At 39.2% G+C, this 16,875-nt stretch carries 16 protein-coding genes and 1 pseudogene; 14 read left to right on the top strand and 3 right to left on the bottom strand.

Translation table 11 applies throughout. The annotated features are described in order from the left end of the window. The first annotated feature begins 14 nt into the window (after window positions 1-14). From O3621_RS07915 to O3621_RS07870, 10 genes and pseudogenes are all read left to right on the top strand, one after another. Window positions 15-572 carry a hypothetical protein gene (locus O3621_RS07915; RefSeq protein WP_314449892.1) on the top strand — a complete coding sequence of 186 codons (558 nt, stop codon included), beginning with the start codon at window positions 15-17 and terminating at the stop codon, window positions 570-572. A 146-nt stretch (window positions 573-718) separates the two neighbouring features. Further along, window positions 719-1,456 (top strand): hypothetical protein, encoded by a 738-nt coding sequence (locus O3621_RS07910; RefSeq protein WP_268697845.1) that lies wholly within the window; start codon window positions 719-721, stop codon window positions 1,454-1,456. 90 nt (window positions 1,457-1,546) lie between these two features. After that, window positions 1,547-2,218 carry a hypothetical protein gene (locus O3621_RS07905; protein WP_314449890.1) on the top strand — a complete coding sequence of 224 codons (672 nt, stop codon included), beginning with the start codon at window positions 1,547-1,549 and terminating at the stop codon, window positions 2,216-2,218. A gap of 169 nt (window positions 2,219-2,387) precedes the next feature. Beyond that, entirely contained in the window at window positions 2,388-3,293 is a 906-nt protein-coding gene (locus O3621_RS07900; RefSeq protein WP_314449888.1) for a beta-carotene 15,15'-monooxygenase, read from the top strand. A 69-nt stretch (window positions 3,294-3,362) separates the two neighbouring features. Next, window positions 3,363-4,067, top strand: coding sequence for a hypothetical protein (locus O3621_RS07895; protein ID WP_314449887.1), 705 nt, complete (start codon window positions 3,363-3,365; stop codon window positions 4,065-4,067). 215 nt (window positions 4,068-4,282) lie between these two features. Then, window positions 4,283-5,179: pseudogene (locus tag O3621_RS07890) on the top strand (hypothetical protein). Between the two features lie 58 nt (window positions 5,180-5,237). Then, window positions 5,238-5,897 (top strand): hypothetical protein, encoded by a 660-nt coding sequence (locus O3621_RS07885; protein WP_002902718.1) that lies wholly within the window; start codon window positions 5,238-5,240, stop codon window positions 5,895-5,897. Window positions 5,898-6,042: 145 nt separating this feature from the next. Beyond that, window positions 6,043-6,930, top strand: a complete 888-nt coding sequence (locus O3621_RS07880; protein WP_371514079.1) for a hypothetical protein — start codon at window positions 6,043-6,045, stop codon at window positions 6,928-6,930. Between the two features lie 201 nt (window positions 6,931-7,131). Beyond that, window positions 7,132-7,995, top strand: coding sequence for a MutR family transcriptional regulator (locus O3621_RS07875; protein ID WP_314449743.1), 864 nt, complete (start codon window positions 7,132-7,134; stop codon window positions 7,993-7,995). 78 nt (window positions 7,996-8,073) lie between these two features. Beyond that, on the top strand, window positions 8,074-9,255 hold the full coding sequence (locus O3621_RS07870) for an MFS transporter (protein ID WP_314449742.1): 1,182 nt from the start codon (window positions 8,074-8,076) through the stop codon (window positions 9,253-9,255). A gap of 18 nt (window positions 9,256-9,273) precedes the next feature. Here O3621_RS07870 and O3621_RS07865 read toward each other — a convergent pair whose 3' ends face one another. The 3 genes from O3621_RS07865 to murT are packed head-to-tail and all read right to left on the bottom strand — an operon-like array spanning window position 9,274 to window position 11,678. Beyond that, window positions 9,274-9,531, bottom strand: coding sequence for a LapA family protein (locus tag O3621_RS07865; RefSeq protein ID WP_002902722.1), 258 nt, complete (start codon window positions 9,529-9,531; stop codon window positions 9,274-9,276). 18 nt (window positions 9,532-9,549) lie between these two features. Further along, window positions 9,550-10,335: a lipid II isoglutaminyl synthase subunit GatD gene (gene gatD / locus O3621_RS07860; protein WP_314449741.1), complete on the bottom strand. Its 786-nt coding sequence runs from the start codon at window positions 10,333-10,335 to the stop codon at window positions 9,550-9,552. Beyond that, a complete protein-coding gene (murT, locus tag O3621_RS07855) occupies window positions 10,335-11,678 on the bottom strand; it encodes a lipid II isoglutaminyl synthase subunit MurT (RefSeq protein ID WP_314449740.1) in 1,344 nt (447 codons plus the stop codon). Before murT ends, gatD begins: the two co-directional genes overlap by 1 nt. A 232-nt stretch (window positions 11,679-11,910) precedes the next feature. On the opposite strand from murT, the gene cdaA reads away from it, so the two are divergent. The 4 genes from cdaA to O3621_RS07835 all read left to right on the top strand — a co-directional run bounded on the left by cdaA (window position 11,911) and on the right by O3621_RS07835 (window position 16,805). Beyond that, window positions 11,911-12,759, top strand: a complete 849-nt coding sequence (gene cdaA, locus O3621_RS07850; RefSeq protein ID WP_060976264.1) for a diadenylate cyclase CdaA — start codon at window positions 11,911-11,913, stop codon at window positions 12,757-12,759. Then, window positions 12,747-13,511, top strand: a complete 765-nt coding sequence (locus tag O3621_RS07845; protein WP_002912103.1) for a YbbR-like domain-containing protein — start codon at window positions 12,747-12,749, stop codon at window positions 13,509-13,511. Before cdaA ends, O3621_RS07845 begins: the two co-directional genes overlap by 13 nt. 99 nt (window positions 13,512-13,610) lie before the next feature. After that, complete coding sequence (glmM, locus tag O3621_RS07840; protein ID WP_009660006.1) at window positions 13,611-14,963, top strand: phosphoglucosamine mutase; 1,353 nt, start codon at window positions 13,611-13,613, stop codon at window positions 14,961-14,963. Between the two features lie 66 nt (window positions 14,964-15,029). Beyond that, window positions 15,030-16,805, top strand: a complete 1,776-nt coding sequence (locus tag O3621_RS07835) for an Ig-like domain-containing protein (protein WP_371514042.1) — start codon at window positions 15,030-15,032, stop codon at window positions 16,803-16,805. Window positions 16,806-16,875: the final 70 nt, after the last annotated feature.

Below are 16,875 nucleotides of genomic sequence, written 5' to 3'. Positions count from 1 at the left end.
AAAAATAGGATAAAATGATGGATTTTGTAATAATTTTTATTGTCTTAATGCTAGCAATTTTTGCTTTCGTAGGTTGGATAGTTTATTGGGCGATTAGTCATTCCGCTAAAAAGAATAAAGTATACCAAGCCTTCGCTTCCGAGCACGGCTATCAATTTGACAAAGCACAAGGGAATGACTATTACAGAGATTATTCCAAGCAAAAAACAAGTAATGATCTCACACTAAAACTTTCCCAGAATCCGTATGTAGAAAAATATGCTAATTTTAGTCATTATCCATTTGGTCGTGGAAATATGGTAAAGGTTGCCTATATAATTTCAGGTAACTACAATGGTTCTCAATTTCAGGCTTTCACCTATCATTTTGAAGGGAATGTGATTGAGAATTCTGGTCCTGGTGGTGTTTTCAGCATTGTTATGATTCAGTGCCCCGATGAACCAAAAGGTCAGCTTTCAGAGCAAATGTTTTATGAAAATGGAGTGCTCTGTGAATACCTTCGAGAAAATTTGAATGTAGAAACGATTCACGAGAGAATTGAGAAATTGGCTTATATTGCAAGTACAAAATAAGTTTAGGAATATGAAATAAGAATTTTTCTACAATACAGATGTTGAATGAAAAAGTTAGCTAATTCAGTTTTGGGAACAGAGGTTTGCTGACAGAACTAGAATAAGAATTAGAAATGAGGAGAGATATGTTTTTTATAAGACGTCGTATGTTTTTTAATCAATATGGCGATAAAGCTATTTATTTTGATTGTAAGACCCACGAACTTTTAGAGGCACCAAAGAGTAAACTATTAGATACAGAGAAATCAAGCAGGATGAATCGGCATATACCTCTTTTAGTTGTCCTGTTTTTGTCTAGTGGAGGAGGAATAATTTCTTTCTTTAGATTATTCTTGCATGGAACATATACCATGACAACTTTTTGGAGTGTTATTCTTATTTGGATAGCTGAGTTTGCCTTTATTACTATCCTCGTAGAACGTGCCTTGTATCGAAATATCAACAGAGCACAAGTGACCTCTCAAACAATTAGTTTGGTTATTATGGAGACATTGGACGAAGAACAGAAGGTGGAGAAGGATTTGAGCAAGAAAGAGAATAGAAATGGTACACGCTTGATAAAAGGATTGATTTTTCTAGTCCCCTTGGTTGGATTCTTCTATGCCTATGATTTCATTTTTAATTATCAAGACTTGTTAGGTAATCCTATTGGAGGAGAAATATTTAAAATTATTGCAACTGGACTTTTATTAGGTGTTTCTTTTGTATTATATAATCAAAATAATCTTACTAAGAGTTTTGATATATTGGATTTATTCTATGGTGGAAAACTGAGTGTAGTATGTAGAGCTGACGATAATCCTGATGTATATTTAGAAATTAATGTCGGATCGGATGGAGCTATCGTGACAAAAGAGCTACATGATTATAAAGCTGGGGCTTAGCTGATTTGAAATTAAATAAAAGTCAGTGAAGCAGTAGAGATTATAAAGTTTGGTAACAGAACTTCAATAAGTAATTGGAAAGAGGTTAGAATGTTTTTTCTTAGACGTCGTCGAGTATTTATTGGCGAGTGTGATGGTCAGGCGGTCTATTATGACCAGCAGACTAGAGAGGCTTTAGCAGCTCCCAAAAGTTTCCTGCTCAATACGGAAGGTGCTTATAAGACCAATGCTTACATTCCTGAAATGGTTATTTTTCTAATGGCTGGTGGACCTGGTCTCTATGGCCTCCTTTCAGCCTTGGATATTGGTGTCTATAACTGGACTAGTTTGAGCTATGTGTTACTATTGTGGCTGGCTGAGTTTCTATTGTTTACCGCAATTCTTGAGCGAGGACTTTATAAAAATGTGCGCAAGGCTCAGCCGACAACAGAGAAGGTGTTTTATTATGCAGTGTCACATAATTTGATGGTGAGGGACGAACACTTTGATCCAGCTGAGGCATCTGCTACGATTTATCGAATCACTCGTTACATCATACTTGCCTTTGCGATCTATTATTTGTATGTTTTTTACGACTGCACTCAAAAATTCGGGCAACCGATTGAACAAGGCTATGATTTTTGGGGAGCAGGTTTAATGTTCTTCATGCTCTTTTTGTTGTACAACCAAAACAACCCGATTCGTTTTGTGAAGATTATGAAGCTATACAGCCAAGGGAAAATCCTGTTTAAGAAAGAAACAGAGAGCGAAACTTGTAACTAGGTGTTAGGTAAAACAGTCGAATCGCAGAAAGCAAGTGCTATATCTTTAACGGAGCGAGGAGTAGTTGTTGCGACAGTTGCTGTTTTGTGACACAATTTGTCTCCTATCCTCAAATGGAAGATTCCCAAGAATATGAGCCTTTCTACTAGATGAAATTTGGAGATTAAAAATGAAAAAAATCAGTATTTTCGGTGCAGACTTTGAACGAAGTAAGAAAATCGTAACGAACGGAAAGTTTGCCTTAACCTCCGGTATGCCAAATCCTATTCATATGGGGATGATCAATCGGCTGTTTACGGTCGTGTTTTGCATATTTATCTTTTTTGGAATTATGGTTTACTTTCTATTAATTGCTTTGCCAAGTAGTGTAGGTCAAAGTGGAGAAGTACACTATCTTTCTCATCAATCGGTTTCTTTGTTTCACACAATTGGGCAAATAATGCGACCAATCAGTATAGTTTTCTATCTAACTTTCCTTTTTGGATCTATCCCTGTTTTTTGGCCCAAGAAACGCTTGAACAGTCAGCTTTGGACTTACTTTCCTTTTTATTTTTCAATGTCAATTTGTGCTTTTATATCGGGGTTTTATTTTGCTAGTGCGGTAGCTTACGATGCTTATACATTGGTGGGATTCTGGTTTCAGTTCGTCTTAGGAATCGTTCTCTTTTTCTGGATTATTACGAATAGTATCCAGAATCTGAAAAGGAGACTGAACGATGAAGAAGAAAAGTCAATTCTTAAGAAAGTGATGATGATTACAGTCGGAACGATGGTAGTGCTCTTTCCGGTATCACTGGTCTATCATCTAATGAATCAACTTCCGGTCCTTTGGTATTTTTATATTTTGGGATTATTTTTAGTGGTTTGGTTTGTCATTAGCGGTTATTTTATAGCTTTTATGATGAATGTGCATATTTTTCAAGCCTATTATATCCACAAGTACCCAGAAGAGTATAAATCCTACTTAAAGATTTCAGACCGAGAATGGTACAGCAAACGATATTATAAAAAGCTGGTCAAAAGTGGCAAGCTAGAAGAAGAAACAACACAAGAGAATGGAGAAGAAAATGAGTAAAAAATTATTGCTTTTAGGAAGTGATGTCAATAAAGAACTAGATCGAAATATTAAGTCTAAAAAGCTAATATGGAGCTGTCCATTGTGAAAAAGATAAGATTATTATTTGCTGTTGATAATGGGATGGGAACTAATTTAAAAGGAACAGGCTTAGCTGCAGAGTACTATTTTTTATCAGGAGATATTGTTTGGAGAAGGCTCGATAAGGAAAAAATAGGGAATCACCAAAACATAGCTAAGAAAATTGGCAGATTAACTTGGATGTCTTCGCCATTTTTGATTGTCCCGATTATGGCTTTTATCGCTGGTTATTCTGATAATTACATTGTTCCTCAAATTGAGTTCGGTCTTTTTTCTTTTCTGTTACCGATGATCTTAGGAATTTGGTTGTTTATACTTTTTGAATTATGGATGATTTCAATTAGAAATACCTATCCTTTGATTGAAGCTCCAAGTAGTACTATCCAGAAAGAATATTTTGAAGTTATACACGATATAACTTTAAAACATAATGATGTTTTGAAACAGATAAAAACACCTTATCTTGCAAACATTTTAGTAGTGTTGTTTATTGTCTTTGCAGTTATTCCTTTTGTTTATTGGTTTTATTTTATGCCAAGTACAATCATAGAGTTTATAATAAAATTAGTTGTGCTTGCTATATTACTTTCTTTAGTTCCAAATATTATATGGAATGGCATAGTCAAAACTGTTATAAATAATAAAATTTTAGATAAATTAAATTATGAATTGGAGAATGAAAATGGAAAATAATAACCCTATTTTACCAATTGGTTCGGTTGTCATAAACCAGTCTAGACTTATCCATACAATGTTAGTAACTATACTTGACTAACAAACGGCTTTCAGAGATACAGAGACTAAATTTTTTGAGGTAGAAAATGAGTGAAAAAAATATAGTTTTAGGACCAGAAGAATTAAACAAGAACTATTTTCAATCACTAGGTGCGATACGAGCTTCCGTTGGGATGCTTGGTTTGGCCTGGTCCGGTATATTTGTCTTAAGTATTGCCTTGTCGCATGTGTATTATTTTATAAAAGATCAACTCAAATTGAATCCCTTTTCTAATCTTATATTCCTATTTTTTTGTGTATACTTTCTTTTTATGACGATATGTCAAATTGTTTCTTTCAATCAAAAATTGATTTATAGGCATCAATTTTTTGGCACAGCCATGCTTTTTGCAATGATTAATGGATTACTTCTGTCATTAGTTTTAACGGATTATGTTATTGTTGTACTCACTAATAATTTATTGAGAAATTCTTTTATATATACCATTATTTTTGGGCTTAGTTCTCTGATTCTATTTTTGGGTTTAATCCTTTATAATGTAAGATAGCTAAAGAAACAATTAGAAACAGGCTTTTCCGAGCAACGGACTAATGCCAACTATGTTGCTGCTTCGAGTGTCTATAGTAAACCCTCTATCTGGATAATTCTAGGAGCTACCTTGCTTGGGGGAATGATGGTTGGTTGGATATCCGGTTATTCTAAGCAAATATTAGGTATTTTTGGTAATCTAGTGTTTATATCAGCTTTCTCGAGACTCATTGTCGAAGTCGGATATTTACTTAAGTTGAGAGCGAAAGATAAGACTTACTGGGAAGAAGTACCAGAAGAATTATATAATCAGAGTTTTTTAAAAACTTTAGATTTCAAAAAGACTAAGCCCCGTTTGATTACAGAGGTTATTCTATTTCTTGGTATTATTGCTTGTTTGCAATTATTGCATATAGATGCTGAAAATAGTCCGATTTGGCTAATATGGTTTATTAGAATTTTTGGCTATACGATTGTCTTGGATGCTACGGGGAGTTTTATTTATTATCAGTTTAAAAAGAGGAAGAAAAGAAAATGCTGAGAACTATATCAACCTGACTTGTTTTAATTGTTGGTATATAGAGAGGAAAGGATGAAGGATGTTTTTTAGGAAAGTTATTTATATAGGGGAAAGTGATGGTCAGGCTATTTATGTAAATGTAGAAAAGCCAAGAGACCCCTTAGCAGCTCCTAAAAGTAAACTATTGAATACAGAGGCATCGCGTGGCAATCGGAAACAAATCATTTTAATTACATCATTTCTGATTGCTTTTAGTGGTGTGATGCAGCTTTTTCCTGAGACACGATTGTTTGGTGGTGTCTATGGCTATGGTACTTTGGTTTATTTTCTAATTGTTTGGTTTCTGGAAGGTACTCTTTTGCTGGTCATAGTAGAGCGAGCCCTTTATAAGAATGTTAAGTTGGCACAGCCAACCAGTAAAGAAAATTTTAGACGGGCAGTTGATACTAATCTTATTTGGGGTAATTTTGGCGATAAGAAGGTTACTCTTGGCAAGAAGATATTCGCTTGGATTTTCACAGTATTTATGGCTTTAATGGGACTGATTGGTCCAATTTTAGTCATATCTATTCTAGTTTTTAATATGATAGGGACACCTATCGGCAGTGAGATTATCACTTTAAGCTTTATGGGTATTTTACCAGCTGCAGCAGTTCTGTTATTATGGCAAAACAATATGGTTAGATGGTTTATGGCTGTTGAAAGATATAGAAAGAATAGATACAATAAAATTTCATAATAGAAAATATGAGTTTTGAAAAGTTTTGCTGTAATGAATTCCAAAATGAAAGATTATTTGAACCCTTATGAAGGTGTGGGCGTTATGGCGGTAATTTCTAGACATCTTATGGAATAGGAAATATATTGGTATTTTGATTGAAAAAATGAAGAAAAAATCTATTTTTAAGGCTAGTTTTGAAGAGAGTTTGAATCTGGAAGATGATGGGTTTGTACAGTACCAGAAAGGAAATGTTTTCTCTAAGTTAGAAATATATTATAGGGAAGGAAAGTCTAAACTAGTTCTTCATATTCAGAATATTGTTTTAACTCTTATCGGTCCTGTCATTATAAACTTTATGATTCTTGTTTTCTCGCTATCCTTGCACGACTCTGATCCTAAAGATTTAAGATTGCCTATCTATCAACATCCATTACTAACAGCTGAGGTATATCTAGTCTGTTTCTTAATTTGGGTATTTATCATATTGATTGGTAAAGTTTTTAGAAAAGCTTTTATACTGCCCTATCGTTATCATTTTCATGTTATCACATTTTTAATTTGGCTTAGTTTTGAATTTAACCTGCTAGCTATTGATATATCATTACCAACTTTATCTATTTGGATGATTGCTGCTATTTTTGTTTTTATTTCTATATTAGCCTATTTTATGTTTAGCCTTGAAATTGAAAGTCTTAAAAAACTGATGTATGGTAATGGAAGTGGCTCTTCTCTTCGCAATAAAATTGCCAATAAGATAGCGATTTATGGAATGATCTTTTTGGGAATTGGAGTAATTATAAACTTTATAATAAAGGGTTTTTCCATAAAATTTTCAACTTCGTTGGAAGGCTTAGGTCTTTTGATAACATGGATTATCCTAAATATTGCTGTGATTGCTATGCTGATCTACATCGAATTTCCTAGTTATTTACAAGCTTTCTACAAATGGAAATATCCCGAAGAATACCGTGAGTGGGAAGGGAAAACTGTAGAAGAGTGGTATGGAAAAAAATATTTAAAAAAACACAAGGATTTATTAAAAAACAGATAAAAAGAACGATTGGTATGGGTAATAGAGAAAAGTAGACAGGATTCTTAGTAGAATCTGCCTTTTCCGATTTTCAGCCGATAAGATTTTGACGAAAGAAGCCTCGTCTGAAAATAAAATCCGAACAAGGGGCGGTGAAGGTAGTTTTGAAAGAAGCGACTAGGGAAGCGAAACAGCAATTAAAGGAATTGAAGTGGTAAACAAATGGAAGATTTAGGTAAAGTTTTTCGTGATTTTCGTTTAAATGGGCATTATTCTTTGAAGGAAGCGGCGGGCCAGGTTTGCTCGACCTCTCAGCTGTCTCGTTTTGAGCTGAGTGAGTCGGACATGACCCTCTCGAAATTTTTAGATCTCTTGGATAATATTCATGTGACCCTTGAAAATTTTATGGACAAGGCCCGGAATTTCCAGCAGCATGAGCACGTGGCCATGATGGGTAAAATTATCCCTCTTTACTACTCAAATGACATCAAGGGATTTCAAGACTTGCAAGCGGAGCAGTTGGAAAAGGCCAAGGCCAGAAGTGCGCCTCTTTACTATGAGCTGAATTGGATTTTGATGCAGGGCTTGATTTGTCAGCGGGACAGTCAGTTTCGCATGAGGCAAGAGGATTTAGATAAGGTGGCTGATTATCTCTTTCAAGTGGAAGATTGGACTATGTATGAGCTGATTCTCTTTCGCAATCTCTATAGTTTCTATGATGTGGACTACGTTTACCGTCTGGGCAGGGAAGTCATGGAGCGAGAGGACTACTATAAAGAAATCGGTCGCCATAAGAAATTGGTCTTGATTTTAGCCCTCAATTGTTACCAGCATTGTTTGGAGAGTCGTTATTTTGATAAGGCTAGTTATTTTGAGGCTTACGTAGAGAAAATCATTGGCAAGGGCATCAAACTCTATGAACGCAATGTATTCCTCTATCTCAAGGGTTTTGCAGCTTATCAGAAGGGACAGAAGAAGCAGGGAATTAAGCAAATGCAGGAAGCCATGCATATCTTTGAAGTGCTCGAACTACCTGAGCAAGTCGCCTATTATCAAGAGCACTTCGATAAGTTTGTAAAAGTATAATTTCCCAAATATGGGAAAAATAAAGAACCTCCCTCCATTCCTGATACAATAGTTTCAGAAATGGAAGGAGGTATTTTTATGAATCGACAGGCAGCACAGCTGATTACACGGGCTGCTATTAATAAAATTGGGAATATGCTTTATGACTATGGAAATAGCATCTGGCTTGCTTCTTTGGGAGCTCTGGGACAGACGGTCTTGGGCATTTACCAGATATCAGAGCTAGTCACTTCTATCTTATTCAATCCTTTTGGGGGAGCCATTACGGACCGCTTTTCCAGACGTAAGGTTCTGATGGTAGCGGACTTGATTTGTGCTGGTCTTTGTCTACTGATTTCCTTTATTTCTAATGACCAGCTCATGATTGGAGCGCTGATTTTTGCCAATGTAGTTCAGGCTATAGCCTTTGCTTTTTCTCGGCCAGCTAATAAGTCTTATATTACAGAGATTGTGGACAAGGAAGACATAGTGGCTTACAATTCTCATCTGGAACTGGCCTTGCAGGTTATCAGTGTCTCAGCTCCAGTTTTGTCTTTTATCGTAATGCAGTATGCAAATCTGCGCGTGACTCTTCAGCTGGATGCCCTTAGTTTCTTTCTAGCTTTTGCCTTGGTTTACTTTCTGCCTAATCATGAGCCAAGCAAGCAGAAGTCTCCTATCAATTTTGGAAATATCCTGAGAGATATCAAGGAAGGTTTAGTTTATATCCGTCAGCAAAAAGAAATTTTCTTTCTGCTTTTGGTAGCTTCTGCAGTCAACTTTTTCTTTGCGGCCTTTAATTATCTATTGCCTTTTACTAATCAGCTCTATGAAAAGACCGGTTCTTATGCGACTATTTTGAGTTTGGGTGCTATAGGCTCAATCATCGGAGCCATTCTAGCCAGCAAGGTTAAGGCCAGTATGGGCAACTTACTTGTAGCCCTGCTATTGACAGGTGTCGGAGTCGCAGTCATGGGTGTCTCTGCCTTGCTACCAGTTCATCCCTATTTTTCTTATTCTGGTAATCTTATCTGCGAGCTATTTATGACTGTTTTCAACATTCATTTCTTCAGCCAGGTTCAGACCAAGGTGGACAAGCAGTATCTAGGCCGCGTTTTCTCAACGATCTACACGCTGGCAATTCTTTTCGTGCCTCCTGCGACTTTTCTGATGACTCTTCTGCCGAGTGTCCACACCCTTTCCTTTCTTCTGATTGGTTTCGGAGTGATGGGATTGGCTTTGATTTCCTACCTTTATCAAAAGAAAATACAAAAAAACTAGGCTGGAATAATTTCCAACCTAGTTTTCTGTATGGGAATTTTTAAGTGCTTCTTTGGTTTTCTTAAGCTCTTTTTTCAGCGAGAAGTTTTTCAACATGCTGATGAGAAAGGTCGTGACAGAGCCTAGGAGCACTGAGACCAAAATCAATATGATTAAGGGAAGTTTGAAGCTGAACAAGATAAAGCTAACATTGACGCTCTGCATATTGGCCAAGGAAATACCGGCAACCAATAGAATGGTAATTAAAAGCAGGATATAATGCAATTTTTCTTTCATAGTGATTCTCCTGTTTATTTATTCAAACTCGGCCTTGCTCTTGATATCTCCGTATTCTTCCTGTTTTTCCAGTGCTAAGATGTCCTCATAAGCTGGCAATTTGATATCTGAGCCATACTTGTTTTTCAGAGCGGTGGTCACCAGACGGTAGGCCAAGTTCGCATTGCGGGACAAGATGGGACCATGGAAGTAGGAGCCAAAGACATTTTTATAATGGACGCCTTCGCGACCATCATCGTGGTTGTTGCCATTTCCATAGACGACTTTGCCCAGAGGTTTTTCATCGTCCGAGAGGAAAGTTCGTCCTTGGTGATTTTCAAAGCCGTAGTAAGTTTCATCGAATTCTTCGTTATGAATCTTAATGTCACCAATATAGCGGTTTTTGGTCTGGTTGAGGGTATAGTGGCCCATGATGCCCAGACCTTCGATTCGTCGGCCAGAAGCTTCGATATAGTATTGGCCTAAGAGTTGGAAACCACCGCAGATAGCTAGCACAACACCATTTTCATTGATAAAGCTTTCCAAAGCTTCCTTTTTAGCTGGCAGGTCACGAGCCACGATCGTTTGCTCATAGTCTTGACCTCCGCCAAAGAAGACGATGTCGTAGCTGTCCTTGTCAAAGTCATCTTCTAGAGAGACGATATCGACTTCAACTCTAGCGCCTAGCTTTTCAGCCACATACTTGAGCATGAGGACATTGCCGTTGTCGCCGTAGGTATTCATGAGATTGCCATAGAGGTGGGCAATCTTTACTTCGTAGCGATAGTCCTGGTTTTCAGGAGAAGTGAGGGATCTGTATACCATTAGTTCATCTCCTTTCTGACTACTTGTCGTTCTGCCAGCAACTCGCGGAATTCCAGCATGGCAGTATAAGTTGCTAAGATATAGGCATGCTTGGTTTCTTGCTGTTCAATGGTCTTAAAGACTGCTTCCAAATCTTTGACTTCGGTAATCTGATTTGCTGGATAGCCCGTTACCCGCAGTCGACGAGCAATCTCAGAGTGGCGGACACCACCTGCAATGACCTGAGGGATGTCCATCTCTAAAATCTTTTCAAAGTCAGCATCCCAGATCCAGCTGGTATCAATGCCGTCCGCATAGTTTGCATTGAGCAGGACGGACAAACTAAAGTCAAAGGGTGCAAGTCCAATCATATCCAGTGCTTGGGTCGCCCCGACCGGATTTTTAATCAAGACTAAGGTACATTCCTTATCGCCGATTTTGAAAGTTTCCTGACGGCCAAAGACAGCTCGGCTCTTGTCAAAGCCGGCCTTGATAGTAGCCGGCTCGACACCAAAGAACTGAGCTACTGACACTGCTGCTAGAGCGTTATAGATATTGTAGAGACCGCCGATATTGATTTGATAGTCTTGTCCATCAATAGTAAAGGCAGATCGGTTATGCTCAAGTGTTTTGAGAGCGGTCAGGCTGTAGTCTAGCTTAGGACGTTTGAAGCCACAGTCCTCACAGATATAAGCTCCCAGATTGGCATAGGTGTTGAGCTCATACTTGAGGATATGCTCACACTTAGGACAGAGGATGCCCTCTGTATTGTAGTGAGCTAGCTGAGCCTGGCCTTTCTCGGTATCAAATCCATAGTAGCGGACAGGATTCTTTAGGCTGACCGAGTTAAAGAGGGGGCTGTCACCATTCATCAGTACAGTCGCTTCAGGCACTTTAGCTGCAGCATCCAGAATCATCTGGTAGGTTGTGTAGATCTCCCCATAGCGGTCCATCTGGTCTCGGAAAATATTGGTAAAGACGAAGAGGCTAGGCTTGATATAATCACAAATCCGAGATAGGCTGGCTTCGTCTATCTCCAGCACAGCGATATTCTTGCCAGATTTGCCTTTTTTAGCGGTTAGGAAGGTTGTGGTAATACCGGTAATCATATTGGCACCGCTGGGATTGGTCACTACTTCTCCGAAAGCTTCCTTGAGAATGCCCACTGTCAGAGCTGTAGTCAGTGTTTTCCCATTGGTTCCGGTAATAACCACAACCTCATAGTTCTTCGCTAGATTTTGTAAAATATTTTTGTCAAATGTAAGGGCAACTTTCCCCGGCAGAGTCGATCCACGCCCCATTTTGCTGAGAACAAAGTGGGAGGACTTGCCCGCCAAGAGGCCCAATGCTGTATTTATCTTCATAAGAAATATTTTATCATAAAAAAGTAAAGAAGGTTACAGAAAAATATTGACAAACGTGATATAATGGGTTGGTAAGTCTTTAAGCATTAAGACCCACTGTAAAATAAAAAGAGAGAAGTTAATTGAGTAAACTCTAATTACAAGATAAAATCAGGCTGATACCAGATTTAATAAGTTCGATTTGTTGCTACAGCTGTTTGATTTTGCTTGTAGAGGAGTAGGAAGTCTAAGTATGAATTTTCAACAACTAACCAATCTCCAATATTGGGCCAGTTTGTTTTCTGACCCTTGGAGGATTGTAATTAATATTATTGACGTCGCTATCGTCGCATGGATTCTATATTATCTAATCAAGGCCATTGCCGGTACCAAGATTATGATTTTGGTCCGCGGGGTGCTCTTCTTTATCTTGGCACAGTTTTTTGCCAATATCATTGGCTTGACCACCATTTCTTGGCTGATCAATCAGGTTATCACTTACGGGGTTATTGCGGCTGTGGTGATTTTCTCGCCTGAGATTCGGGCAGGATTGGAAAAGCTTGGCCGAGCAACTGATATCTTTTCTGCGACGCCCATCAGTAACGAAGAAAAAATGGTTCAGGCCTTTGTTAAGTCTGTTGCCTATATGAGTCCGCGGAAAATCGGGGCTTTGGTGGCCATTCAGGGAACCCGCACCTTGCAGGAATATATTGCAACAGGGATTCCCTTGGATGCAGATGTGTCCGGAGAGCTGCTAATCAACATTTTTATCCCCAATACGCCATTGCACGATGGAGCTGTCATCATAAAAAACAATAAAATTGCGGCTTCCTGTGCCTACCTGCCTCTGACAGAAAGCAGCGGCATCTCTAAGGAGTTTGGAACCCGGCACCGTGCAGCTATTGGCCTGTCTGAAGTATCAGATGCGTTTACTTTTGTCGTTTCAGAAGAAACAGGCGGTATTTCCACCACACACAATGGGATTTTCAAGCATGATCTGACTTTGGATGAGTTTGAGACAGAGCTGAGAAAGGTCTTCTTATCAGAGCAGGACAAGCCAGCAGGTTTGAAAAAACGCTTCATGGGAGGATGGAAGAAATGAAAAAACGTAAAAAAATTCTTTATATCATCTCTTCGTTTTTCTTTGCCCTAGTGCTTTTTGTCTATGCAACCTCTAGCAGTTATCAAAACAATACCGGAGTTCGACAGGTCACTTCTGAAACTTATACCAATACGGTTTCCAATGTGCCAATTGACATCAAATATGACAGCGAGAATTACTTTATCAGCGGCTTTACTTCTGAAGTTTCCGTTGCCTTGACAGGCTCCAACCGAGTCAATCTAGCCAGTGAAATGCAGGAAAGTACTCGGAAGTTTCGAGTTGTAGCTGATCTTTCCAAAGCTACAGAAGGCACAGTAGAGATTCCTCTGAAAGTGGAAAACCTACCGAGCGGTCTGACTGCTGCAGTCACTCCGCAGAAGATTTCTGTTAAGATTGGTAAAAAAGCCAGCAAGAAGGTTGAGGTCCGCTACCTCATCACAGACAGTCAGGTGGCTGAAAATGTGTCTATCAGTGGTGTAACCTTGGAAAATAAGGAAGCTACAGTAACCAGTGACGAGGAGACCCTATCTAAGATTGAATATGTCGTAGCTATTCTCCCGACCAATGTCATTATCACCGGCAACTACAGCGGGACAGCGCCGCTGCAGGCTGTTGATGGACAGGGGAATGTCATGCCAAGCGTGGTGACACCATTTGAAACGACTATGCGTGTCAACACTAAAACAGCAGACAACTCTGGCTCGTCCTCCTCTAACAGCAGCTCAAATACGAGCTCATCAAATAAAAACTAACTAAAATTTTGAAAATAAACTTGGATTAAAGCGGTCTGCCTTGCTTGTAGCCTAAATCTTTACATCCAGGTCTTATGATATGAAAGGAAACTATTTATAATGGGTAAATACTTTGGAACCGATGGTGTTCGCGGAGAAGCAAATGTGGAATTAACGCCGGAATTGGCCTTTAAACTTGGCCGCTTTGGTGGTTATGTTCTGAGCCAGCACGAAAGTGAAGTTCCTAGGGTCTTTGTTGGCCGGGATACTCGAATTTCAGGAGAAATGCTGGAAAGCGCCTTGGTTGCAGGACTTTTGTCCGTTGGAATTCATGTCTATAAATTGGGTGTCATTGCAACGCCTGGTGTAGCTTATCTGGTCAAGTCAGAGAAGGCCAGCGCCGGAGTCATGATTTCTGCCAGCCACAATCCAGCTTTGGATAATGGTATCAAATTCTTTGGTGGTGATGGCTATAAACTGGATGATGAGCGTGAGTTGGAAATCGAAGCTTTGTTGGACGCAGCAGAAGATACCCTGCCACGTCCAAGCGCAGAAGGATTGGGTGACTTGGTGGACTATCCGGAAGGACTGCGCAAGTACCAACAATACTTGGTTTCAACTGGTTTGGAACTAGAAGGAATGCATGTGGCCTTAGATACGGCCAACGGTGCGGCTTCTACCAGCGCCCGTCAGATTTTTGCGGATCTCGGCGCACAGTTGACGATTATCGGAGAAAATCCAGACGGCCTCAATATCAATCTGAATGTTGGCTCTACGCATCCAGAAGCTTTGCAGGAAGTTGTTCGTGAGTCTGGTGCAGCGATTGGTCTGGCCTTTGATGGAGATAGTGACCGCTTGATTGCAGTGGATGAAAATGGTGAGCTAGTAGATGGTGACAAGATTATGTACATCATCGGTAAGTACCTGTCTGAGAAAGGCGAGCTGGCGCATAATACCATTGTTACGACTGTCATGTCCAACCTAGGCTTCCATAAGGCTTTGGATCGCGAAGGTATTCAAAAGGCTGTGACAGCAGTTGGTGACCGCTATGTAGTAGAGGAAATGCGTAAGAATGGTTATAATCTTGGTGGTGAGCAGTCTGGACATGTTATCATCATGGACTACAATACGACAGGTGACGGTCAGCTTTCAGCTGTGCAATTGACCAAGGTCATGCAGGAAACAGGTAAGAAACTATCCGAATTGGCCGTTGAAGTAACCATCTATCCGCAGAAACTAGTCAATATCCGTGTGGAAAACAGCATGAAGGATAAGGCGATGGAAGTCCCTGCTATCAAGACGGTGATTGAGAGAATGGAAGCCGAAATGGCTGGTAATGGCCGGATTTTGGTTCGTCCGAGCGGAACAGAGCCTCTGCTGAGGGTCATGGCTGAAGCACCGACTGACGAAGAAGTAAATTATTATGTAGATACCATTGCCAATGTTGTTCGAGATGAAATTGGAATTGAGTAATAAAAAGTAAAGAAACTGAGACATAACGTCTTGGTTTTTTTACATTTGTGTGAATATTTAAACACTTTGATACAAAATGTTGATAAATTGCAATACTCTTGGTATAATAAGCTACGAAAGGAGAAAAAGATGAAAAATAAAAATACAATTATTTTTAAAATTCTTATCTTATTAACAGCTATTGTTACAGGTTTAGGTTTTGCTGATCGAACTCAGGCTTCTGAAGTAACTGAATACAGTCAGCAAACCAGCATTACTAAGGATGGTGAGCCATTAACAAGTGACTCAACTGTTAAGACTAATGAAACCTTGTCTGTAACAACCAACTTCACATTTCCAGCGGCTCAAAATATAGCTGAAGGGGATACCCTGACTTTTAAACTTCCGGAAGAATTAAGTCTGATTACTGCCTTAAACTTCGATGTCTATGATGTTGTTAATCATACGGGAGAGTTAGTCGGTACGGCTCAAACTGACCCGGCGACTCAGTCAGTTACAGTGACTTTCAGTAACTATTTCACAAACTATACCCAAAAGAAAGAGCTATCTTTGGGCTTTAATGTTCGTATCAATAACGAAAAAGTCAAAGAAACAGGTCCTGTTTCCTTCAAATTTGGCCAGACAGACTTTTCTTTCCAATACCAGAAAGAAGAAGGAACTGCTGGTGAGTATGAAATGAAATATGGCTACCAGGACAGCACTGATCCGAGTATTGTTAAATGGCGTATTATCCTGAATGCAAGACAGGACATGCTTCGCAACATGGTAATTTCAGACACCTTTGGTGATGGTCTGACCTTGGTTCCTGGTACGCTGCGGGCAGTTCGTTATGCTCCAGTTGCTGGTGGTATCCGCAATGAAGCTCATATCCTGACTCTGCCTGTAGTTGATAACTTTACTAACAAAGCAGTCCTAACCCAAAACGCTAATGGCGATGCTAACGGTTTTACCATCAACTTTGGTGATAACTATAACTGGCCAATGTACATCGAGTACTCTACTCGCGTACCAGAAGGTACAAAAGTGGGCGATGTGGTTAATAACAAGTTATCTTGGACAGCAAAAGGCTTCCCAGAACGCACTATTACTAAGTCAGTCCGCTTGGAAGAGGGCTCTGGTAAAGGAAGCGCTGTGCTAGCAAAAGATGTGAAGATTCAGGCACAGAAAAAACTTGTTAATAAAGTGTTAGAGAAGGGTCAATTTACTTTTGGTCTCTTTGACGAAAACGGTGTTTTACTTCAAACAGCTACCAATGAAGCTGATGGTTCTATCAATTTCAAAGCCTTGAACTATAATGCAGCTGGTGACTACCGCTACAGCATTAAGGAAATTCCGGGCAATGATGCTAACTACATCTATGATGACAAGGAAGCTCAGCTGACAGTTACTGTTAAAGATGTGAATGGTGAGTTTTTGGGATCTGTTAAATATGATTTGGATCCAGTCTTTACAAATACCTATAGAGGTAATGATCCAGGCAAGGCAGTTCAGCCACCTAACCCTGGAAATAACAACAATCCAAATAACAACCCTAACAATAACCCAAATAATAATCCAAACAACAACCCAAATAATAATCCAAACAACAACCCAAATAATACCCCAGGCAATGGTAACAATACCCCTAGTAACAGTTCCGACAATCCAAAGGGAGGAACAGACAATCCAGGGAATGGAAATAACAATTCAAACAATGGTACCAATGATCCGGGTGCTGCAGGAGGCAACAAAAAGGTTCTGCCTAAGACTGGTCAAGAAACGACACTTTGGCTGTCACTTGCAGGTTTGGCAATCTTAGTTAGCTTTGGAAGCTATGTCTTTCTTCAAAAGAAGACTAGATAATATTCAAAGGTTTTAAGAGTTTTCTCTTAAAGCCTTTTTGCATACTTTTCCATTTGAAAAAACGGAGCAA

Origin of the sequence: Streptococcus sp. 20925_1_22, assembly GCF_041431685.1 — a bacterium.
Taxonomy (GTDB): Bacteria; Bacillota; Bacilli; order Lactobacillales; family Streptococcaceae; genus Streptococcus.
Note: the sequence above shows the minus strand (reverse complement) of the source record. Positions and strands in the feature narration are given on the sequence as shown.

What these genes read in the sequence shown, in the direction of transcription:
- gatD (WP_314449741.1), bottom strand. Translation starts at nt 10,335, where the DNA reads ATGGTATACAGATCCCTCACTTCTCCTGAAAACCAGGACTATCGCTAC.
- glmM (WP_009660006.1), top strand. Translation starts at nt 13,611, where the DNA reads ATGGGTAAATACTTTGGAACCGATGGTGTTCGCGGAGAAGCAAATGTG.
- O3621_RS07885 (WP_002902718.1), top strand. Translation starts at nt 5,238, where the DNA reads ATGTTTTTTAGGAAAGTTATTTATATAGGGGAAAGTGATGGTCAGGCT.
- O3621_RS07880 (WP_371514079.1), top strand. Translation starts at nt 6,043, where the DNA reads ATGAAGAAAAAATCTATTTTTAAGGCTAGTTTTGAAGAGAGTTTGAAT.
- O3621_RS07915 (WP_314449892.1), top strand. Translation starts at nt 15, where the DNA reads ATGATGGATTTTGTAATAATTTTTATTGTCTTAATGCTAGCAATTTTT.
- O3621_RS07905 (WP_314449890.1), top strand. Translation starts at nt 1,547, where the DNA reads ATGTTTTTTCTTAGACGTCGTCGAGTATTTATTGGCGAGTGTGATGGT.
- O3621_RS07900 (WP_314449888.1), top strand. Translation starts at nt 2,388, where the DNA reads ATGAAAAAAATCAGTATTTTCGGTGCAGACTTTGAACGAAGTAAGAAA.
- cdaA (WP_060976264.1), top strand. Translation starts at nt 11,911, where the DNA reads ATGAATTTTCAACAACTAACCAATCTCCAATATTGGGCCAGTTTGTTT.
- O3621_RS07845 (WP_002912103.1), top strand. Translation starts at nt 12,747, where the DNA reads ATGGAAGAAATGAAAAAACGTAAAAAAATTCTTTATATCATCTCTTCG.
- O3621_RS07895 (WP_314449887.1), top strand. Translation starts at nt 3,363, where the DNA reads ATGGAGCTGTCCATTGTGAAAAAGATAAGATTATTATTTGCTGTTGAT.
- O3621_RS07875 (WP_314449743.1), top strand. Translation starts at nt 7,132, where the DNA reads ATGGAAGATTTAGGTAAAGTTTTTCGTGATTTTCGTTTAAATGGGCAT.
- O3621_RS07870 (WP_314449742.1), top strand. Translation starts at nt 8,074, where the DNA reads ATGAATCGACAGGCAGCACAGCTGATTACACGGGCTGCTATTAATAAA.
- O3621_RS07865 (WP_002902722.1), bottom strand. Translation starts at nt 9,531, where the DNA reads ATGAAAGAAAAATTGCATTATATCCTGCTTTTAATTACCATTCTATTG.
- O3621_RS07910 (WP_268697845.1), top strand. Translation starts at nt 719, where the DNA reads ATGTTTTTTAATCAATATGGCGATAAAGCTATTTATTTTGATTGTAAG.
- murT (WP_314449740.1), bottom strand. Translation starts at nt 11,678, where the DNA reads ATGAAGATAAATACAGCATTGGGCCTCTTGGCGGGCAAGTCCTCCCAC.